The 20380-nt window shown below is 43.6% G+C and carries 18 protein-coding genes and 2 pseudogenes; 8 read left to right on the top strand and 12 right to left on the bottom strand.

The annotated features are described in order from the left end of the window. Positions 1 to 125: 125 nt before the first annotated feature. Both ACFTRD_RS15055 and ACFTRD_RS15050 read right to left on the bottom strand, forming a co-directional pair. Positions 126 to 3254, bottom strand: a complete 3129-nt coding sequence (locus ACFTRD_RS15055; protein WP_379381439.1) for an MMPL family transporter — start codon at positions 3252 to 3254, stop codon at positions 126 to 128. A gap of 33 nt (positions 3255 to 3287) precedes the next feature. Next, a complete protein-coding gene (locus tag ACFTRD_RS15050; RefSeq protein ID WP_379381437.1) occupies positions 3288 to 4571 on the bottom strand; it encodes an alpha/beta hydrolase family protein in 1284 nt (427 codons plus the stop codon). A 99-nt stretch (positions 4572 to 4670) separates the two neighbouring features. On the opposite strand from ACFTRD_RS15050, the gene ACFTRD_RS15045 reads away from it, so the two are divergent. Together ACFTRD_RS15045 and ACFTRD_RS15040 are read left to right on the top strand one after the other, a co-directional pair. Next, a complete protein-coding gene (locus ACFTRD_RS15045) occupies positions 4671 to 5486 on the top strand; it encodes a MerR family DNA-binding transcriptional regulator (RefSeq protein ID WP_379381435.1) in 816 nt (271 codons plus the stop codon). A 427-nt stretch (positions 5487 to 5913) separates the two neighbouring features. After that, a pseudogene (locus tag ACFTRD_RS15040) lies at positions 5914 to 6374 on the top strand (MFS transporter); the annotation flags it as partial. A gap of 158 nt (positions 6375 to 6532) precedes the next feature. On the opposite strand, the gene ACFTRD_RS15035 reads toward ACFTRD_RS15040, so the two are convergent. Both ACFTRD_RS15035 and ACFTRD_RS15030 read right to left on the bottom strand, forming a co-directional pair. Then, on the bottom strand, positions 6533 to 6922 hold the full coding sequence (locus tag ACFTRD_RS15035) for a MerR family transcriptional regulator (RefSeq protein ID WP_094939904.1): 390 nt from the start codon (positions 6920 to 6922) through the stop codon (positions 6533 to 6535). Between the two features lie 34 nt (positions 6923 to 6956). Continuing rightward, positions 6957 to 7805, bottom strand: coding sequence for an SDR family NAD(P)-dependent oxidoreductase (locus ACFTRD_RS15030; protein WP_379381433.1), 849 nt, complete (start codon positions 7803 to 7805; stop codon positions 6957 to 6959). Positions 7806 to 8609: 804 nt separating this feature from the next. Here ACFTRD_RS15030 and ACFTRD_RS15025 point away from each other — a divergent pair. The 5 genes from ACFTRD_RS15025 (at position 8610) to ACFTRD_RS15005 (ending at position 12775) form a co-directional block, all read left to right on the top strand. Continuing rightward, positions 8610 to 8720 (top strand): YheC/YheD family protein, encoded by a 111-nt coding sequence (locus ACFTRD_RS15025; RefSeq protein WP_379383051.1) that lies wholly within the window; start codon positions 8610 to 8612, stop codon positions 8718 to 8720. A 133-nt stretch (positions 8721 to 8853) separates the two neighbouring features. Then, positions 8854 to 9945: a glycosyltransferase gene (locus ACFTRD_RS15020; protein ID WP_379381431.1), complete on the top strand. Its 1092-nt coding sequence runs from the start codon at positions 8854 to 8856 to the stop codon at positions 9943 to 9945. Further along, the gene (locus ACFTRD_RS15015) at positions 9945 to 10913 is read left to right on the top strand and encodes a C40 family peptidase (RefSeq protein ID WP_379381429.1); all 969 of its coding nucleotides are present in this window, start codon (positions 9945 to 9947) and stop codon (positions 10911 to 10913) included. The genes ACFTRD_RS15020 and ACFTRD_RS15015 overlap by 1 nt, the downstream gene beginning before the upstream one ends. 728 nt (positions 10914 to 11641) lie before the next feature. Next, positions 11642 to 11926 carry a glycosyltransferase gene (locus tag ACFTRD_RS15010; RefSeq protein ID WP_379383049.1) on the top strand — a complete coding sequence of 95 codons (285 nt, stop codon included), beginning with the start codon at positions 11642 to 11644 and terminating at the stop codon, positions 11924 to 11926. 165 nt (positions 11927 to 12091) lie between these two features. Then, positions 12092 to 12775: a succinylglutamate desuccinylase/aspartoacylase family protein gene (locus ACFTRD_RS15005; protein ID WP_379381427.1), complete on the top strand. Its 684-nt coding sequence runs from the start codon at positions 12092 to 12094 to the stop codon at positions 12773 to 12775. Between the two features lie 133 nt (positions 12776 to 12908). Here the strand turns inward: ACFTRD_RS15005 and ACFTRD_RS15000 are convergent, their stop codons facing one another. The 8 genes from ACFTRD_RS15000 to ACFTRD_RS14965 form a co-directional block, all read right to left on the bottom strand. Continuing rightward, positions 12909 to 13094: a hypothetical protein gene (locus ACFTRD_RS15000; protein WP_379381425.1), complete on the bottom strand. Its 186-nt coding sequence runs from the start codon at positions 13092 to 13094 to the stop codon at positions 12909 to 12911. Between the two features lie 334 nt (positions 13095 to 13428). Next, complete coding sequence (locus ACFTRD_RS14995) at positions 13429 to 14085, bottom strand: TVP38/TMEM64 family protein (RefSeq protein WP_379381423.1); 657 nt, start codon at positions 14083 to 14085, stop codon at positions 13429 to 13431. Next, positions 14082 to 15254 carry an MGDG synthase family glycosyltransferase gene (locus ACFTRD_RS14990; protein ID WP_379381421.1) on the bottom strand — a complete coding sequence of 391 codons (1173 nt, stop codon included), beginning with the start codon at positions 15252 to 15254 and terminating at the stop codon, positions 14082 to 14084. The genes ACFTRD_RS14995 and ACFTRD_RS14990 overlap by 4 nt, the downstream gene beginning before the upstream one ends. 89 nt (positions 15255 to 15343) lie before the next feature. Beyond that, the gene (locus ACFTRD_RS14985; RefSeq protein WP_379381419.1) at positions 15344 to 15514 is read right to left on the bottom strand and encodes a hypothetical protein; all 171 of its coding nucleotides are present in this window, start codon (positions 15512 to 15514) and stop codon (positions 15344 to 15346) included. Positions 15515 to 15753: 239 nt separating this feature from the next. Beyond that, positions 15754 to 16377, bottom strand: a complete 624-nt coding sequence (locus ACFTRD_RS14980; protein WP_379381417.1) for an undecaprenyl-diphosphatase — start codon at positions 16375 to 16377, stop codon at positions 15754 to 15756. A 113-nt stretch (positions 16378 to 16490) separates the two neighbouring features. After that, positions 16491 to 17897, bottom strand: a complete 1407-nt coding sequence (locus tag ACFTRD_RS14975) for a HAMP domain-containing sensor histidine kinase (RefSeq protein WP_379381415.1) — start codon at positions 17895 to 17897, stop codon at positions 16491 to 16493. Further along, complete coding sequence (locus ACFTRD_RS14970) at positions 17894 to 18571, bottom strand: response regulator transcription factor (RefSeq protein WP_379381413.1); 678 nt, start codon at positions 18569 to 18571, stop codon at positions 17894 to 17896. Before ACFTRD_RS14970 ends, ACFTRD_RS14975 begins: the two co-directional genes overlap by 4 nt. A 310-nt stretch (positions 18572 to 18881) precedes the next feature. Beyond that, positions 18882 to 19640, bottom strand: coding sequence for a C40 family peptidase (locus ACFTRD_RS14965; RefSeq protein WP_379381412.1), 759 nt, complete (start codon positions 19638 to 19640; stop codon positions 18882 to 18884). A gap of 333 nt (positions 19641 to 19973) precedes the next feature. Between ACFTRD_RS14965 and ACFTRD_RS14960 the strand changes: the two are divergent. Next, positions 19974 to 20283 (top strand): annotated as a pseudogene (locus ACFTRD_RS14960) (COG4705 family protein); the annotation flags it as partial. Positions 20284 to 20380 lie beyond the last annotated feature (97 nt).

Here is a 20380-nt window from a genome sequence, read left to right as displayed (position 1 = left end):
TCAAGGCAATCCCCCATCGCTGTCAACTCATTCATTAAAATTAAAACCAAGTCCCGTTCTAATCATTGAACATGAACTTGGTTTTAAAATAAAACATTATCATTGAAATATCTTATTGATTGGGATTAACCCTGTAGTTCGTTTTCTTTGTTCTGTTTTTTCTTCTGTAAATTCGCAGATCTGTCCAGGATATTCATTAGTGCAGGGAATAGAATTGGAAGAATAAGTATACTTAGCAACACTAATCCGATTATGACGCCAATAGCTACTTCAATTAATGTCACAACCCCTGAAGGAATAAGCGCTGCAAATGTCCCACCAAGAATTACAGCAGCAGAGATCACGACTCCACCAATATTCTTAGATGCTATTTTTATTGCATCACTAGGGCTGCCTTCAATCTCACGATATCTCATCATGAGGAAGATACTATAGTCTACCCCCAACGCAACAATCATGATGAATGTGAAGAATGGCACGTTCCAACTGAGGTAGTCCACACCAAGCAAATGAGTACTCAACCATTCATTTGCACCAAGCGCGATTTTATAGGACAAATATAAAGAACCAATAATGAATATAGGTGGCCAAAAAGAACGAGTAACAATAATGAGCATAAGACCTATGCTGCTAAGCATAATGATCGATGTACGGCCAAAGTCTCCTCCTGCAATCTTTTCCATATCCAAGTTTTGCTGTGTAATCCCTCCGACAGCTAGTTGTGCATTAGCCAACTCAGTTCCAGCCAAAGCTGAATTTAACTGATTGTTTAAATTTTTGACGACTTCCATTGCTTCTTTAGAGTAAGGGTTATTTTTCAGGACAATAGAGAACTCCGTAATTTTACGATCTCCAGACATATACGTATCCAGTGATTGTTTGAAATCTGTTCCCTTTAACACCTCTTTAGGGATATAAAAGCTTTGGGCAGCAGATGACTGGCTAAGATTATTCAGATAATTTGAAGTATCATTTAAGCCATCCGATATGCTAACGAGTCCTTTAGTGCTCTTTCCTAATCCTTCTTGCAATTCTTTCATTTTGTTTTGAAGTTCTTGTAAGCCGCTATAGAGTTGTTCTTGCCCATCTCCCACTTTCTTCAAGCCTGAGACCACATCGGATGTTTTTGTAGCTATCTGTTCTGAGCCTTCTGCTCCGTTTTTCAAACCTGTTTTTAATTCCTTTGTTCCTTGTTGCAATTGACTGATACCTTTATTTACTTCTCCTAGTCCGTTGGTTACCTGTACTAATGATGTATTTGCCGTTTTAAATGATTCCAACGCTACATTATACTGTTCCATCAGTGGATCAATTTGGGAATACAGTTCGTTTAACTGTTGTTGTGCCGATGTAGAAATTCCGATGACTTTTTGAACTTCGGCATCCTGAGCTAAAGTTGGGTTGTTAGTAACAAGTTGGGACATGCTAGTCTGAATTTTGGCATATCCATTAAGTGCACCTTTTATGGATGTTTTGGCTACATTAAAGAATTCACCAAATGTACTAAGACCCTGTTCTAATTTGTTATACCCTTGTTCTAACTGTTTTGTTCCTGTCTCTAATTGTTCTACATTTTTTTGTAGTGATGTAAGTCCAGTATGAATCTTGTCTACACCGGACACCCCACCATTCAAACCTATCGTTATTTCTCCTAAAGCATTTTTGATTGCAGTAACGCCTGTCGTGAGTTGATCTGTTCCATTAATTAGTTGTTTTACATTTTCTAGATCCTCAGTAGGTTTGAGTTGTTTGGTTGCTGAGGACAAACCTTTTTCAATTGTCCCCACTCCGGAATTTGCTTTCCCTACACCTTCATTTACTTTTCCGGTCTGGTCATTAAGGTACAAATCTTGAATTTTTTCACCACTAGGACGAGTGGCGCTATATACTTTAGAAATACCTTCTGTTTTAGATATCTGTTCTGCTAGCTCATCTAGAACTTTTAATGTCCCCTGTTGATCTAATGCCGTATCTGATTTTATTACCAAAGATACTGGTGCGATTAAACCAGGTGTGAAATGCTCCGAAATGATATTAATTCCTTTTTTAGAAGTATAAGAATCACTGACTTCCGCTAGGTCATTATAAGATAACTGTTTGCTATAGCTTAGAAAGAACGGCACCGATATGACCGTTATGAGCAAAATAGCTATTAACGGACGAAGCACTGACTGTTTTGAAAGCCATCCCCACAACCGATTGTCTCCATGCCCTGAGAATTTCTTTGACGGCCAGAACATTTTTTTACCTAATAAGGCCATGAAAAATGGATTTAGTGTATTAAGCACAATGATCAGTATCGCAACACCAAAAGCGACAGCCGAAGTTGCTTGATATAACTGAAAATTAGCAAAGAGAAGGACCAAGAAACCAATAAATACAGCAAGTCCGCTGAATAAGACCGTTTTACCCGCTGACTTAAACGTTACTTTTACAGCTTCCAGAACACTATCACTCTTACTTAATTCTTCCTTAAATCGTGTATACAGAAGTATATTGTAGTCCGTCCCGATACCGAACAACACCACGACTAAGAATACTTGAGTGAAGTTAGAAAATGGATAATTAAAGACATCAACAAGGTGGCCTATAATAGATAGGGATACCAGATAAGAAATACCTACAGTTAGCAATGATATTATCGGGATAACCGGGGATTGAAAAACAACAATTAATATGGCAAGAATAAAGACTACAGCGATGACCTCTGTTTTTTTAACGCCTTCTTCAATCGAGTTTCCAAAATCACTTGAAATGAGATTAGATCCTGTCAAGTACGTCTTCACGTTTGAGATTTCAACTTCTTTTTTTAGAACAGAGGCTACTTGATCTATGGTTTTGTTCTCATCATTTGCAATTGTAATATTAGTCAGAATCGTCGTTTTATCCTCAGATACGAGACGCTTTGCTTCTTCCTCACCATCTAAATATGAAACTACCTCTTTTAAACCTAAGGCAACCTTGTTTTGCTTAATATTAGTGATCGCCTGATTGATTTCTTTTTTTTGGGTATCATTTAGTGCCTTCTCATTACCACTGTTAAACACTAGAATTATGGATTCAGTATCTTCTTCGCCTGGTTTCATCTCCGAAAGCATGGAGTTCGCTTGCTTACTTTGAGCTGATTGAGGTATAGAGATCTGGCCCTTGTCTTTAACTAATCGATTAAGGTCAGGCATCGATACTAATGCTACCACTGTAACGAGGACCCAAAATAATAAGGAAATGCTCCTACCATTTATTAATTTTTTCATGTATATTCCACCTAATAACGATTATATATAAAACTACTTTCTAGATAGAACTCCAAAGTCCTTAATGGTGCGGGTTAGATATTTCAAATCAGGTGTGTAATGATTTCCTTCATATTCATATAATGTGACGTCTGCGCCTCTCTCTTTAAATGTATTATAGGCATTCAAGGTATTATAATGAGGAACGATATCATCGTGTTTGCCTGAGTGGAACATAATCTTTGCTTTAGGAGTCCATCCTTGAATAAGATCATTTCCTTTGATAGCAGCAAGAACTTCTCCGTCTTTACCATTTATCACGTTTTCAAGGAAGGACTCTTGAATAATCTCACTTACTTTATTAGAAGGTGTCATAAGAGCATCAAGAGAGCTATTCACTTCGTATTTCCATACTTCATCATGTGGACGGTCGATGTTCCCAAATTTAATCAAGGAATAGAGAGTCCAGTTATAAATTGCGGCATTTTCCCCTATATCTCCCTCTACGTTAGCACTTTCTAAGATCATGCTCGTAGAATCATATGGACCCGCTAAAGGGGATGTGGCAATCAAATTAAATTCCTTCACATGTTTCTGCTCGATAAGTTTGTGTGTAGCTAAAGCAGCTCCCCCTCCTTCAGACCACCCCGCCAGGAAAACTTTGTTGTCTGTTTTAATCTGAAGCTTCCTGGTTAGCTCTTTTGTAGCTCGCAACATATCTACAGATGATTCAGCCAGCTCTGAGGCAACGTTGTATGGATGATCTAGATTTTTGGAAACGTTGTATCCCGCATAATCTGGAGCGCTGACAACATAACCTTTTGAAGCTAATGTCAAAATCATCATACGTGTTTCACCAAAATCTGCTGTTAGCTGGGCGGGTTGTCCGTGGAATAAGGATGGGGCATCGTTTGATCCCTCGCCACCTGTCATAGGTATAGGAAGCATTGTGCCATGATGATATTGAAGATAAGAAGGTTTTTTCTTCCCTTTAGGAATAGTTACAAGACCCGACAATACAACAGGTTCCCCATTGTAAATGGACTTATAAGTTATTGAATAGAGCGATACATCATAACTCAATAGAGATCTTATATCCTTAGCTGGATTTAATTTTAAAATTTGTTTTGTTGTTAACTGGGATACCTTCTTGTAACTGAGTAATTCACCTCTTACAGTGTTTTCTTCATTGTCGGAACTCGATTCATTTTTGATATTTTTTTGTGTTACAGCTGACGCAGACGTTCCCAAGTTAAGATCACTTTGCGCGCTCGCTGGAAGACTGCTGCCAGCAAGTACTACAGATGCAATAATGGATGTTAATATTACTTTTTTCATGGTAACTATCTCCTTTGTGCCAAGCATTGCTTGTGCGTTCGAATTGGTTATAATTAAATTATAGAGTCTATATCAGGTATAGAGTAAAGGAGGATTTTTTTGAAAAATTTTTTCTCAATTGGAGAGACAGCAAAAATTAATCGAATTTCCATACAGGCTTTACGACACTATGACAAAATAGGCTTATTAAAGCCCTCATTTATCAATGAAGATAGTGGCTATCGCTATTATAGCGTCGATCAATTTATAATCATTGACATCATTAAACTCGCGTTAAATTTTGGAGTACCACTCAAGGATTTAAAGGAAACATTACTAACAGAGAATATTCTGGAATTTTCCGAAAAGATAAAAAAGTATAACGAATTAATGGAGGAAAAGATCCACTTACTTCTGAAAGCAAAGAGGAGGTTTTCAAAGGCTTCACAGGTGGTGGAGTACAGTCTAAACGCTGTTCAGAAACAAAAGCCATATCAAAGAATGATCGAGGAAAGACTGATTGTAAAATTAAAAAATCAGGAAGATGTGCAGAACTTTGAAGTTAATAGTAGATTAGTTGAATTATCATCTCAGGAAACACATATGGAATTTGATTTCGAAAGCGGATATATCATTGATGGTGCCACTTTTCTTGGTGATATGGAAGAAAATTTCACATCTGCATATATGGTAGTTACAAATGGGGAATTATCGAAACAATCTTTCTTGAGCCAGGATTATGTGATTGATCACTTTCCAAAAGGTGAATATGTTTGCATTACATATAACAAACATAATAAACAGGAACGCTTCCAATTAATGAAGTTGTATCTGATTGATAATAATATTCGTAATATAAATACAATAATAGTTACGGAGTTATTTGACGATTTTGCAGACCAATCTAATGAACTTCAGATCTATCTACATTCTTAATTGGGTATACTTTTAGTTTTACGATTAGTCTGTTACATTGATTACATTGAACCAACCTGCCCCCGTTAGTTTAATGAATCGACGGGCAAAATAAAAAATTAGATATATGCCTAATCGGTAATCCTCTTATTTGCTAAAGTGCTTTTTGACGAGTTTACTTTATCCATTTCAAATGGGAATACAGTTCCAGTGGAAACACTCCCCAGAATAGAAGTTGCTCTCTTGATCATTATCCATCCTTTAGCCAGTTAGTCGCTCATAAGAGGCTCACTACTCATGCTTAGATATTCATCTAATCGGGAATGGGAACATGTTCTTGTCCTTGGCTTGGGACAAGAACTTGTACCGATAAAATAAAAAAGCCGCTAAAATAGCGACTTCAATAGGATTATGTTCGTGTCCCGCGACAATAAGTTCACCGGCTTGCTGCGTAATTGCAGGCAGCTTCTTCAGACCTGTCGGAGGGATTTTTGTCCGATAAAATCGGTGGAGCCCACATGCTAACCTTCCTCTACGCAGGAGCGGGAATCATGCTGGCCTGCGTGGCCCTGCCGCCACCGCTGCCGATCGTGATCGTGCTCCTGTTCGCCGGCATGATGTGCCTTGGTGCGGGCAATGGCGCGGTATTCCAGCTCATGCCGCAGCGCTTCGGCAACGAAATCGGCCTGATGACCAGAATCGTCGGCGCCGCTGGCGGAGTTGGCGGTTATGCCCTGCCGCTCATCCTCGGCAATCTGTATAAAACGACCAGCTCTTATGCCCCAGGCTTTATTACCGTAAGCCTGATCCGTAGCATCGGCACTCACCTTGATCATCGTCATGCACATGAAATGGAAAAACGCCTGGCTAAACGTCTCCACTGCCCGCACAGGCAAGGCAGTTTCCTGAGACACCAGCGCTAATGTTATAAAAAAGCGTCTATCGACGTACATTTGAATTTGAAACGGGCTCTTACCAGCGTTAAATAAAACAATCGCCCTACCCTTTACAGGGGTAAGGCGATTGTTTTTGTGGCAGGAATCGTTTAAGAATTGGCGGTCAAGCGCCTATGCTTCATCACCGCTTTTATCCCGCAGCAAGGATTGATTATGAACCACCTTATGGTCGATAAAGTTCAAAATGCGTTCCAAATCGGCTATCTGATCGGTGATTTTCTTCCGGTATTCCTGAAGCTCGGCATTCAATTCCGGAACGGATTTAATCGCTTCCTTGAAGGGAAAAGAAAGATAGACCTTCATCTCCTCCAACGACATATTCGTTTGCTTCAGGCACTGGATTAATTCCATCCTCTCCATATCCTCCGAATAATACACCCGGTGGCCGTTTGGTTTTCTGGATGGAGGGGAGATCAGTCCAATTTTTTCATAATGTCGAATGGCATCCTCCGTTAATCCAGTTCGTTCAGCGGCCTGTTTGATCGAGAGCCCTTGGTCCATGTTATATCACCAGCCTTGGCGGTTAAATTAACACTCATTGCATATTTGCACATGCAAATTCCTGCTTATAGATTCTGTCTACTTTATCCAGAACATTCGCGCTCTGGTCATTGAACTTGAAGGGCGTCGCTTTGCCTTTATTAAGAAAAATGCCCGTAGCGTCCTTATGGTGACCCAATGCAGCGTCATATAAACGGGCCGCTCCTGCACTCGGATGGGAGAAGAACAGGTTGGCAAGCGGAATCATGAAGCCTGGCATCCCTGCGCCCTTGGACATCTTTGTCTTGCTAGGGCCGGGACAAACGCTGCGAATCCGGATTTCCTCCGTCAATTGTGCAGGGGCAATTTGCTGGGTCCATAGCGAAAGGGCCAATTTGGTAGCGGCGTAAGGACCCAGAAGTTTTTTGAATCCGACAGGCTTGTCTAATGTATTGTAATCGAACTGTTTGACCATCAGCAAGGCGTTGGATGAAGTGTTGATAACGGTTTTCAGTTCCCCCTTTAACAAAAGCTCTCTGAGCTCCATGAAAATAATGTAGGGTACCACTGTATTGACCTCAAAATGCGTCTCGCGCCCTTGTATCGAGTACTGGAATTCTCCGAATGACACGCCGGCATTATTGAAGAGCAGATCAATATGGTCCTCGCCCTGCTTAATCTGATCCAAGGCTCTCCTGAGACTTGAAAAATCAGCTAGATCCCCTTTATAAATTCTCAATTGCTTCGACTTTTGAGCCGTTTGAATCACTTCGTCAGTTGGAAAATTGGAACGGTTCAGTGCGATGACCTGCCAGCCTTCGGCCAACATTTTCTTGGCCAGCTCGAATCCTACGCCAGAATTGGAACCCGTTATAAGAGCAACTTTATTATGATGATGTTTCATTATCTAATCTCTCCTGTCTGTCAGTTTGATCTGAGCACCTTCATGCTACAACCTGGTGTTTACACCAAGTCAAGCGATAAAAAAATGCAAAAAGCTCTTATGCTCCTGGTTTTATCACCGTAAGCCTCTCGTCGCAGCAGCGCTCACTCTGATTATCGTCATGCACATGAAATGGAAAAATACCTGGCTGTGTGTCTCTACTGCCAATACAGGTAAGGAAAATAAACGAGGCCCTGTTTCACTTCCTTGGAGTGGAACAGGGCTATTCTAACTGCCAAGTTCTTTCGTTCAACTTATAAGAGCAACAGCAAGCGCACCAACCATCAGTTTCTTGTTCATTGTGAATTTCCTCTTCAAATTTAACTACAGTCTATATTGTAGGCCGCGTACTTTAGACGATAAGGTGAGTAAGATTAGAATTTAATGAGGGAAATTCCTGGCAGCGCCTTATTATTTATGCCGCAACATGCTCGATTCAAAACGGGCAGCTCGCCCTGAACCGACCCGGCCGAGTAGATGTAACTCGGAAAAATTTGATACTTGCTGCCAGAATGTTTGCCCTCTCATCTTCATGAACATCTGCTGTTACCATTACCGTGTTCCCTTCTGAGCTACCTCTAATGATGTAATACGAGGTTTTAAATTTGGTGGTCTTTGCTAAACTTCGTTCTTGTATATCCAAAATTAATATCCCCTCCAGAGGTACAACAATACGACCCAGCTTAGTTTGAGAAACGGAAAGGAGTCCGGGTCAAAAATGACCCAAGGCCATATTCTGGTTATGGTTATGAACTCCGAAAGGAGATTGGCCTGGATGTCGGCATAGACCAAAATCTACATCCGTGGATTTTGGAAGGGAATCCCCAGCCCGCAATTTATGGATTCAAAACCTTGAAGGATAAGCGTATATATTAAAAAATGTGTCGTTATCAAAGAGCGTACGGCCGGCGTTAATCAGTCGATGTAGTTTTAAGCCCTTCCCTGCAATGAAGAATTCTCATACTATACACCATCTTGTATGATTCAGATGAGTCTGGGATGGTGAGACATGAAAGTTTTAATGCTGGTATCGCGGTTGAATATTGGAGGAACCGAAAAATATATTCTTTCTCTCTCGCGAAGTTTGTTAAAACATGGGGTTCAGGTTGGTGTTGCATCTCATGGAGGGCCACTCGCAAACTCATTTCAGAAATCTGGGATTAAGCTCCATAATATGCCAATTGAAAAAAACTCAAAACGAATATCCTTATTGTCTTCGATCATGGTCAAAGAAAGGTATAACCTGATCCACGCCCATGATTCCAAGTCTTTTGCTCAGGCAGTAACCTTATCTCAAAAGTATAAAATCCCTTTAATTGTTACTATACATGGCACTTATCATCGTCGGGATTCCCTGTTATCGGCAGCAAGAACTTCCAAACGTATGATTGTGGTTTCACCAAAACTGACCAAATGGTTGGTGAATCATAAAATTTCTACGGACAAGATCCAGATGATCCCTAATGGAATTGACATCGCAACGTTCCGCCCTGCGGCAAATAAAAACCATTGGAGAAAGGCGCTCCGTTTACCGCAAACCGCCCAAATTCTTGTATACGCCGGAAGATTCTCGTCTGATAAATATCCCATAGCCAGAAATGTAGTCTTGGCGGCAGAACGAATCGCTAAATACAACCGGCAGTTTTTAGCCGTTCTGGTTGGTCCCGGGCCTCGTCGTTCAGATCTGGTTCAGCTTGCGGCTAAAGTCAATCGTCGCCTTGGTCGAACAGCAATCATCATTCGTCCTCCGATGTCTAATATCCAACATGCCTATTATGTCTCGGATGTTGTTGTAGGAACGGGACGCGTGGCACTTGAAGCAATGGCATGCGCAAAACCGATTGTTGCTGCAGGCGTTGCAGGGTACTGCGGTATTGTACAACAGAAAAATATAAATAAGATGGTTCAATGTCATTTCGGCGACCATGGAGCTTTTGCACCGATCACACCCGAAACACTTTCTTCAGACATTAACAGCCTATTAAGAAATCCAAAAAAAGCCCGTACTTTAGGAAAATTAGGCGTTACAACAGTAAAACAGAGATTTTCTATAGAAACCATTGGTTCTCGAATAATTCAAATATACAAGGGGGACAACTGATGACAACTACAAATTTAATCGTAACCCTCACTTTATTTCAAAAAGATTTTTTCACACGGAAAAAAAGAGTGTTTACGAACATCAGCTTAATCACAAGAAATACATTAAACTATTTGCAGCTAAAAGATGTAATGGAAATATTGGAGTATGATATTTTAAAAAACAGCACAAACAGCATATTGATAACAGACGGTTCGGAGCTCGTGACAATTCCCAAAAATGGTGCGATCGCAAAAAGAGAAGGTGTCTCCTTTCGAATTGATCCTTTAATCATGATAAACAAGGAGCGTTTCATTAGTCTCCGTTCTGTAAACCGGCTTTTGAACGTCGATTTCTTGGTTAACAGGAAAGCTAAGCGTGTATCAATACGGCAACCTGGTCGTTTCATCATCACGATAAAAGGCGACACCTTCAAAAAACTATCCAGATTGCTGAATACTTCGGTAAAAAAGCTTCTCTCTGTCAATAAAGATTTAAAGGAACCGATTCCTCCCGGAATAAAAGTAACGATCCCAACGATTGATTTCGATGCAGTCCCCCAAAGAAAATCAACCGGAAGGGCGAAGATAAAACAAGAACCGGAAAAGGCTCCCGCAATTATTGCACTAGGTAGAAGCCTGATGGGGACTCGTTACCAGTTCGGTGCCGGGCCGTATCCCAGAAGCAAAAGATTCGACTGTTCTTCCTTTACCCAATATATATTTGGGAAATACGGAGTTAAGTTGTTAAGAACATCCAGTTCCCAAGCTCGAAATGGTCGAAAGATTACCCAAAAAGAAATTGAAGCAGGGGATTTAATCTTTTTCAGAAGAGATCGCTATTCCGATAATCGGATTGGTCATGTTGGCGTCGATATTGGGAATGGCAACATGATCAATACCTACCAATCGCCTCCCGGTGTCACCATTACGAAATGGAGAAGACCGTATTGGCTGAAACGATATGTAACCGCTCGCGAGATATTATAGAGCAAAGCAGAGCTTCTTTCGAGGCTCTGCTTTGGAATGGCATTTAGATTTGTTGGTTTTTCAGATTCCGTGAAGATGGATTCTCTCCGGTGAGTTTAAAGTTTTTTCACTGGAGTGACTTGATTTAGTTGAGGTTGATTAGCAACAGGCTGATTCGACGCAAGGGCTTGTCCCTTACCTGAAATCTCGCGGCGCGCAGTAACAAAGGTTCTCAGCCTATGTAAATACCGATTTAAGATCCTTTTCAGTGCAGTTTTTGAGAATTTACGGGTATCCGGAATATGGAGCGAACATCATCGTTGCCAAGGAGTATTTCAAACCTGCGAGGTTTCTATTGATTCTTCTAAGACGCTAGACTATGCCAATCTCAGGGTATTTGAATACATCATAGAGAAATGCATGGAACTAAAACGTCCGGCCAGATCAGAGGAATGAGATTGAAAATACTAATTGTGGCACCGGAGCAAATTCCTGTCCCTGGGACAGGTTCTGTAGAGATTTGCATTATAGCCATTGCAAAAAAGCTTGCCGAGCATCACCAAGTAACTGTGGTGAGCAGAGCATTGGGAAATTTGGCTTCTCATAGTAAAGTTGTTGATGGAGTAAACATATTCAAGGTAGCTTCAGGGAGCTCAAAAGTGTATCTGTCGTCTGTGTTTGCGTTTTCTACGAAATAAAAATTACGAGACGTTAATAGGTTTAGACCGCCAAGTGAATCTGAGCGTACAATCCTTCGGGCTAAGTATGCCATTGGTAAAACATTTACTATTCTGCTTGTAGGGCGGGTTATTCCGCGCAAAGATCCCTATATGAAAAAACTTCGCGGGCAAGCATCGAAACTTGGCATTTCCGTGTCTTGGATAGGGAAAAAGAAACATTCGGAAATCCATAGAATTTATCAAATCGCTGATTGTTTTGTGTGCCCTTCTCAGAAGCACGAGGCCTTTGGGTTAGTTAATGTGGAGGCAATGGCTACCGGTTTACCAGTTATCGCATTAGAAACCATATACTGATAATTTCTTGGGACAGATTAGTTCCGTGTTCAATCAATATTAGTATAATTTAGCGGGAACTAGGACAGTTAATCGAAATCTTAATTTGCCGCTCGGTTTAAACTCCTGCCTGTACAAATTCTATCAATTCAAACATAGTATATGGCAACGGAGGTGGTTCAAAGCATGCTAACTGAAAAACGTAAGCTTGCCAAAGGTACACCATATGAAACATGGCTTCATCTGTTTCACGGTAAACTGTCTGGCCCAAATGTTATGATTGTGGCCGGCATCCATGGTAAGGAGGTCGGTAGTATCCGTGCAGCCCAGGAGCTGGTCAAGCAGTTGAGAAATCAGGAGCTAACCATTAGACGTGGGACATTGATTGTAGTCCCCATTGCGAACCAGCCTGCCTTCAAAAAAAGAGTGCGCGGAAATCCAGATCTTAATCGTACGTTCCCGCGCGGATCGGACCGAAGGGCAACTCATGAGATGTCCCACGCATTGTACGAGATCATGCAAAACTACAATCCGGACTGGTATCTAGATCTTCATGAAGCGAATGGCTTATCATCAAAAAGCAAGAACGTGCTCGGCCAAACATTAATCACGAACCCAGGTAACGCTGCAGTCCCAACTGTCCAGAAGATCATCAAACAAATAAACGCGTCCTCCATCCGCCCCTCCCACCATTTTCACATTCGCTTACACAAACTTAAAGGTTCTTCCCGTACCGCAGCAGCCGAACATATTCATGCAAGATCTGTAACAGTCGAAACATGCTGGAGCCTTAAAATGAATACAAGGATAGAATACCAAACGCAAGTGGTTCGACACTTCCTTAGGGAAGCAGGTCTGCTGCAGAAATAGAAAGGAATGCTTTGGTTTGAAATCCTTTATTCCTCCTGATGTACTAAGTAAAGCTCGAAATAATAATGCTATGATTCGGCACTTATCAGAGTCTCCACCTTAAAATGTTGTAGTCCATTCTTGAGCTCCTTCGTCACCGTCGGTGACTCTTTTCGACCGTGACTGCAACGGAGAAGAAGGGATCGCAGAGGCTGCCGCTGCCTAAATAAAGCGGCGATGTAAAAACTTTCAACTTCAACGGTGCCGAGAGACCCTGACGGTATACAGCTTCTCGGCCTTTTTTCTGCCGTCCGGTTCCGTTTTGTCTGCGTCCCAGCATCTTACTTCCAACTCCTACAATACATACCACTTTAACTCACTTGAACGGCTTCATGGTAGCCGTTCCCTATATTTTCCCTCAAAACCAATCCACGCTTCTAAAATGTGCTGTTCAGGCGTCAAATGATAGCAGTATACAAGGATCATGATCATGCTCCCTTGTCAAACAGGATGATCAGAGCTGAAAAAACCAACCCCCGGCTGGATTGCTTGTAGGGTAGGTCTTTTTGAATTGATACGCTAATCTATTCATCATGAATCCCAATAATCTGCAATCACGGTCAATAACATGAAATAAGAGTACCGTTCTTTGGTCCCTTCACTCCTTGTGTCTATTACTCAGCCGTAACCCTGTTATCATGAAGCTTGCGGGATGTCCGCTTCTTTAGATACCAGGACAATCCGGCGAGGAGGATAAAGATTATGCAACCGATGACAGCCCAGAACAGTGACCCTTTCCGAAAGCCTGCGTACATTACGCTCATGGCCACGGTATGCGGAAGCACACCGAGCGCTGTTGTCAGCACGTAACCGAGTAATTTTACCTTTAGCAGCCCTGCGGCGTAATTGACAGCATGATACGGGATGAAGGGGACAAACCGGACAAATAGAAGACCTTTAACCTCGTTGGTTCCCAGCCAATCCTTCATTTTGACTAGATACGGTTCAACCCGCGTCCCCGCAAAATATGAAGAGAACGATCGGGTAACCCAATAACCCAAGGTGGCTCCGATAATACCGGATGTCCACAAACAGAGACCTCCCCAATAAGGCCCATAGATTTCCAGCAGCATCACAGCGGTGATTTCCCCTGGCAGCGGCAGCACGTTGAGCAGGGTTTGAAACAGCAGCACAGCGACGAAACCAAGGATATGATATTGGCGTATCAGCGCGATGATTCGCTCAGCATCCCCTGTTCGAAGCAAATGAATAATGTAGATTACCAAGCCTATCAGCAGCAAAAATCCGAACCATTTCACCGAGTATTTCATGTTTTATGGACGCCCGACAGCTCGTAATCCGAACTTGGATCTTGACGATACTGCAGCGTCGACAAGATATCCTTTACGATCAGCTCGCCAGCTGCTCCTTGGTGGAATCCGGCCATTTTCCCTTGGATCCGGTCGGACAACACCGGTGCCTCAAGAAATAACTGAAGCTGTTCCGCAAGCTGACGGACGTTGGATGAAATCTGGGCAATGCCGTTATTCTTAAAGTACAAGGCGTTTTCCCTCTCCTGGCCTCCAAAGGGGCTCAAAATAAAGATCGGCAGCTTTAGGATGACGGCCTCAGTTAAAGTGATGCCACCGGCTTTCGTCACGATGCAGGAGGACGTAGCCATCAGATCGTGAATGTTCTCTATATAGCCAATGAACTTCACCTGTGGATGTTCGGCATACAGCGAAGTCAATTTGTCGAAGGTATGCTGCTTACGCCCACATACGACCGTGATTTCGCAAGATTGCTGGCCAAGCAGCAGATATATGAGCTCGGTGAGCTGCTGGAACGACGTAAATGCGCCTGCCATAATCAAGATCTGTTTGCCTTCGGATCCTCCATAAGTAACCTTTCGAATCGGAGATTTTACTCCTATATTATAAAATTGGGGACGGACAGGAATGCCAGTGACGCTGACTTTCCCCGCCATGCAGACATAATTTTTCATCATCAAGTCTTTGATATCGTTTGTGGCTACGTAATATTTATGCGTATCCGGATGTATCCAACGTGAATGAAGAGCGTAATCGGTAATGACGGTAAATGTGCGAGCGTTGTGGTCGCATTCGCGCTGCGACACGACGCCGAATGGAAAGGTGTTGATGATCGCATCTGGCCGGAAACGGCCGATCGTCTCCAGCATCTCTCGTCTGACGAATCGGTTCAGGTATCGGTTCACCGGGCCGGATGGATTGGAATCCCTGGTCATGTAATAGCTCCAGCCATAATAATCGAAGCCCAGATGAGACGAGAACAGGCTCATTTGGTACACCTTCGAAAAAAAGGAATTTAACACAGGATGCGCTTCCTTCATGAGATCAATGATTTGCACCTGGTTGACCTGCAGCATATGAAAATAATGCAATAATGCCGAGGAAACCTGCTGATGGCCGTCTCCAAATCCGGCTGTCAAAATCAATATTCTTGGGTGACGGGTAGGCATGCTTGTTCCCTCCTATGGATACAACAATTTAGCACGGCAGTTTATTTTTAAAGTCAGATCCGGCCAGGATCTTTGCCCAAGACTCGACCTTAATTTTGCTGACATGAAATATCCTTGCCGGGAACGACCAAAATATGCCCCAAAATAAACAACTGCTCTTCCTTGGAAAGGCCGGAACGTTGAATCAGTTGACGAATTTTTGTTTCCAAATCATGCATGGACTCCAAAAACAGATCCAAATCCTGTAGCTGGTCATACATGCTTCTCACTCCCCATTGATAATTTCGCTGTTGAATTTTCATTTATGGCTGTTTCCACAGATTTCGGATCGGCTCGCTGCCTGAGGTTCGGCCAAGATGCGATAGGTCGTACAGATCTTCCAGTGTCCGAAGAACATTTAAATGGGAGATTTTTTGACTCAATGAGGCTTGACAGACATGATCCCCCACGATAATGGTCGGAATATGATTCCGACTGCTGTAATCATCTTCGTCCCAGGTTACTTCCCTGACTGAATTTGTTCTTCCTTGGTCACGTTCCGTGGCAATATCTTCGATTCGTATTTTTCATACCACCCGAGACCTGCTTTAAACGAACGGGAAATGAACGAGAAGCGCTCCGCAAGGCGGTGCACCCCTGCTGCAACTATGATACCGATCAGCCCCCCACCCAATACGTCGAACGGATAATGTACACCTGTCCATACCCTGGAGAAAGCAATAGCAGCAGACAAGAGCAGCCAGACTATTCCTTCTTTTCGGCGATATATAACGAAAGAAGCGGCAATGGCAAAAGCTCCGATGGAGTGATCGCTTGGAAACGACGCGTTGACCGGATGCGGTATCAACTGCAGCACCGTATGGGCTACAAAAGGTCGATCCCGGTAAAATAGATGGCCGATCACCCAGCTGATCCCAAGCCCGATGACAACGGAAACGACGGACTCCGCTACCATTTTTCGGTTGTTTTCCTTACGGCTAAACCAATAGACCAATAGACCGACAAAAAATAAATAGAATGCACGCTCCGCGAAAAAACGCATAACAGAATTCAGGGAGGATGCGGATCTTCCCCACTCATTAATGAAATGAAACAGCTCATAATCGATTTGACAGATACTCATTTCTCATACTCCTTCTGCTTTTTCTGATCTGTTAACGATAACGATCGGTGGAAATAAGCTTAACGCAGAATTATGAAAATTTAATGAGAATCAGCCTTTCGATTGCACCGTCATTATAATGATACCGCCGGGAAAGACAAGATTACGCGGGTTCCTTCGTCTTCGACGCTGGTGAGAGCAATTTCGCCCTGATAGTGCTGAATGAGATTTTTGGCGATCGCCAGACCCAGACCCGTTCCTCCAATTTCTCTGCTGCGGGCCAAGTCTACACGGTAAAATCGGTCGAAAACATGCTGGATCTCAGCCGTCGGTATGCCGATTCCATGATCCTGAATGGATATGCGCACCCGGTTTTTTTCTTCATAGCTGCGAATGTCGATTTCTTTATGATCCCCTGAATATTTGACCGCATTTTCAATGACGATAAACAGCATTTGTTCCAGGTGAAGCGGATTGATCTTCACCATTTTGCCGGTCCCCTCCCCTTTCATACGGAAAGTGAATTCCGGATACAGATCTTCCATCCGACGGAGAGTTTTGGTCAGAAACGGTTCAATCCGGATCTGTTCAATATGATGGGTCAAGGTCGAGGACTCAGCCCGCGACAGCGCCAGGAGCCCTTGAACGAGCCCTTTCAGTCTTCGGACTTCCTGAAGCGACGCCCCCAGCGACTCCTCCAGGATAGCCTGATCCCTTTTCCCCCACCTGTCCAGCAAGTTCAAGTGGCCTTCCAGAATGGTGATGGGCGTGCGCAGTTCATGCGAAGCATCGTCAACGAACTGCTTTTGCTGGCGGAAGGACACTTCCAGTTGGTCCATCAGTTCATTGAACAGGCTCGCCAGCTGCGATAGCTCATCCCCGTTTTCGATATTTGCGACGCGTTCCTGAAGCCCGTTTTGCTTCACATTTTGAATGGTGATGGCAAGAGCCTTAACCGGCCGTAAAAACTGCCTGGCGATCGCCCAGCCGCTGGCGGCGCTAATGCATACGGCCAAAAAGCCCCCGATCACCATGACCCACAGCAGTGTAGCGTTAAAATGGTCGAAGGTCTCGAGATTCGTTGCAATTTCAATCGTTCCAGCTTCGTTCTTGATCATAAGAGGAGCCCGGTAAACGAGAATATGGTCCTCCTCATGCCACACATCCTGCAAGGAGTTAATCGTGCTCGGAAGCGGTGTGATCCACAGCGGATTAAAATGGTCCGTAGCCAGCAGCAGCTCCGTCCCATTTTTATCAATTAGGCGAATCATTTGATTTTTTCCTAGAACATTTCGCATATAGGAGCTTGTTTCCGGTGAATGCAGCAATTCCCCGTTAGCCGGTTGATCCTCTAAATAACCCTGGACCTGTGACATCATGACATGAAGCGCGTCCTGCTCCTGGTTCAGCATCCAGTGCTTCAAGACCAGGTACTGGGAAAAGTTGTACGAGGCGAACAGCAGAAAAATGAGTAGCGTTGCGCCGATCGTCAGCTTCCATATAATAGGCAGCCGTTTGAGCCAATCGGTCATCCGTTTCATGGCCGCAACACGTATCCCATTCCGCGCACGGTCTGGATGACGCTTTCTTCTCCGGGAACATCCAGCTTATTCCGCAAATATCGGATGTACACATCGACCACATTCCTTTCCACCAACGAATCGTAGCCCCATACCAAGTCGAGCAGCATATCTCTCGTTTGGACAAGGTTTGGATGCTTCATAAACATGGCCAACAGGTCGAATTCACGCTTGGTCAGTTTGACAGGGTTACCGCCACGGGTAACAACTCTGGCATCCAGGTCCACAGTGATGTCCCTGAATGTCAGTATTACCCGATCCTGCTGATCCCGCAGCTCGATCCTGCGGAATATCGCGCGCATGCGGGCCAGAAGCTCCTCGATGTCAAATGGCTTGGCGATATAATCATCCGCACCGCTGTCGAGGCCTTGCACCCGGTCCTCCAGTCTGTCTCTGGCCGTGAGCATGATCACAGGAGTGCTTTTCACATTCCGGAGCCTGCGGCATACCTCTACCCCGTCCAAATGTGGCAGCATAATATCCAGCAGGATCAGATCCCATTCCTCCTTCAAGGCAAGTTGAAGTCCGCTGGTTCCATCATGGGCAGCCCGTACAAAGAATTGCTCATGCTCAAGTTCCAGCTGGATAAAACGCACAAGGCTTTTTTCGTCTTCTATAATAAGTATCCGTTTCATTGATATCTCCTCCAGGTTACAGCTGCGATGACAAGTATATTCAAATATCATGAGAAATCGATGAGAAGATAGGTGCTGACGCTGATAATCCCTACTAGTTTGGTCATCCCATGAAATTGTAAACAAATGATAATCCTTTATCACATTTTCTGTATAAGAAAAACGTCTATTGACGTACATTCTAAGAAGCCAGACCGCATTTAACGGTAGTATTTCTTGCAGTATAAGGAAGCCCCACCCTCCGAAGCTAATACTTTCTTATATCTTCAAAAGGCAGAGTCTCGCTTGAGACCCTGCCTTGTAAGCTCTTCTAGTGTTCCCCTTGTTGATCCTCTCCATCTGCACTTTCGGAATTTCTCCACTGATGTTTGGAGGAATGCTTCTGTATATTTGTCGGCTTTTCGATTTGGTCCGAAACCGAAGGCGCAGCTACGGAAGTGTCGGCAGAATTCTGTCCATTGGAATCTTGGCTGCTTGGATCCTTTTCGTTATTGCTCTGCTCAGCAACTTGATTTTTTGGTGTCTGCCCGCTGGAAGCCTGTCCATTGTCGGAAATGACGCGACGAGCGGTTACAAAGGTGCGATCCCAGGTACTGCCGGAAAAATTGGACACCGTCACGCCAATACCGACTCTATAAGTATGCAGGACCTGACCGTTCCCCATATATATGCCGACATGATTGATGACGCCGTCGTGATTCGTATCGGAGAAGACCAAGTCCCCCGGCTGCAATTGATCCTTGGAAACCGGCGTACCCACCTGCGATTGCTGTCTTGATGAGCGGGGCAGATCGATGCCGTTTTGCTTGAAGACATACTGCGTGAATGAGGAACAATCGAATTCGTCCGTTCGTCCGGAAGGTGCTCCAAACTGGTAGCGAACGCCTAAAAATTGTTTCCCTGTCGAGATGACCCGATCCGCCACGGAGCTGCCGGAAACGGAAGCCGCGTGAACCGGATGGGTCGGCAGCATCATACTTCCGGAAAAAGCAATGGAGAGACACAAGCCGATCCCGGTTAAAGTTTTGCCGATCCGGCTCTTTCTGATGATGTTCGTGTTGTTATCCATAAAGCCCTCCCTACAATTCGTTTTGGATGGAGTGAAATCCATGCATGATTAGCACTTCACCCTTCCCCACTAGTTATAGGTGACAGAAATTAAAAAATGATGAGAAATGCCAATATCCCATGGATGCAATTTTATCCAACGCTTACTGCGCAGCTTCGGTTGAGATGGGTCACTTTCACAGAAAGTTCTCATTTTCAGCTGTTACACTAATGGACAAAACCGAATCAACATGGACAGTATGAGCAGCTAATGCCGGTGGTTTCTATGACGGTAAAGGAGGATGGGCAAATGGAACAGTATACGCATAATTAGGAGGGCTTGATCCAGCCGCCCATGAGCCCGGGAAGACGGATGTTAAACAAAGTCCCGCAAGTCACCCTCTTTTTTTGGATCATTAAAATCTTGGCAACGACCGTTGGGGAGACGGCAGCGGACCTGCTGAACCCAAACCTCAATCTTGGCCTGACCGTAACGACGCTGCTGATGACGGTGCTTTTGATCGGGGCTCTGATTCTACAGTTCAAGGCGGATAAGTATGTGCCGTTGGATCTATTGGCTGTCGGTCATATTCATCAGCGTGGTCGGTACTTTAATCATCGACAATCTGACTTACAACCTCGGAATTTCGCTGGAAACGAGCTCCACTTTGGATGGGTATTTTATTTAGAGAGAATAAAAATATAATAAAGTTGTGGGAAACCACTTTAAAGAAAGGAAATTATATATGCAAGAAAACCAAA

The sequence above is a fragment of the Paenibacillus sp. NPDC056933 genome (genome assembly GCF_042674385.1).
GTDB lineage: Bacteria > Bacillota > Bacilli > Paenibacillales > Paenibacillaceae > Paenibacillus.
Note: the sequence above shows the minus strand (reverse complement) of the source record. Positions and strands in the feature narration are given on the sequence as shown.

Coding starts and splice junctions, on each gene's coding strand:
- ACFTRD_RS15055 (WP_379381439.1), bottom strand. CDS start 3,254: ATGAAAAAATTAATAAATGGTAGGAGCATTTCCTTATTATTTTGGGTC.
- ACFTRD_RS15050 (WP_379381437.1), bottom strand. CDS start 4,571: ATGAAAAAAGTAATATTAACATCCATTATTGCATCTGTAGTACTTGCT.
- ACFTRD_RS15035 (WP_094939904.1), bottom strand. CDS start 6,922: ATGGACCAAGGGCTCTCGATCAAACAGGCCGCTGAACGAACTGGATTA.
- ACFTRD_RS15030 (WP_379381433.1), bottom strand. CDS start 7,805: ATGAAACATCATCATAATAAAGTTGCTCTTATAACGGGTTCCAATTCT.
- ACFTRD_RS15020 (WP_379381431.1), top strand. CDS start 8,854: ATGAAAGTTTTAATGCTGGTATCGCGGTTGAATATTGGAGGAACCGAA.
- ACFTRD_RS15015 (WP_379381429.1), top strand. CDS start 9,945: ATGACAACTACAAATTTAATCGTAACCCTCACTTTATTTCAAAAAGAT.
- ACFTRD_RS15005 (WP_379381427.1), top strand. CDS start 12,092: ATGCTAACTGAAAAACGTAAGCTTGCCAAAGGTACACCATATGAAACA.
- ACFTRD_RS15000 (WP_379381425.1), bottom strand. CDS start 13,094: ATGCTGGGACGCAGACAAAACGGAACCGGACGGCAGAAAAAAGGCCGA.
- ACFTRD_RS14995 (WP_379381423.1), bottom strand. CDS start 14,085: ATGAAATACTCGGTGAAATGGTTCGGATTTTTGCTGCTGATAGGCTTG.
- ACFTRD_RS14990 (WP_379381421.1), bottom strand. CDS start 15,254: ATGCCTACCCGTCACCCAAGAATATTGATTTTGACAGCCGGATTTGGA.
- ACFTRD_RS14985 (WP_379381419.1), bottom strand. CDS start 15,514: ATGTATGACCAGCTACAGGATTTGGATCTGTTTTTGGAGTCCATGCAT.
- ACFTRD_RS14980 (WP_379381417.1), bottom strand. CDS start 16,377: ATGAGTATCTGTCAAATCGATTATGAGCTGTTTCATTTCATTAATGAG.
- ACFTRD_RS14975 (WP_379381415.1), bottom strand. CDS start 17,897: ATGAAACGGATGACCGATTGGCTCAAACGGCTGCCTATTATATGGAAG.
- ACFTRD_RS14970 (WP_379381413.1), bottom strand. CDS start 18,571: ATGAAACGGATACTTATTATAGAAGACGAAAAAAGCCTTGTGCGTTTT.
- ACFTRD_RS14965 (WP_379381412.1), bottom strand. CDS start 19,640: ATGGATAACAACACGAACATCATCAGAAAGAGCCGGATCGGCAAAACT.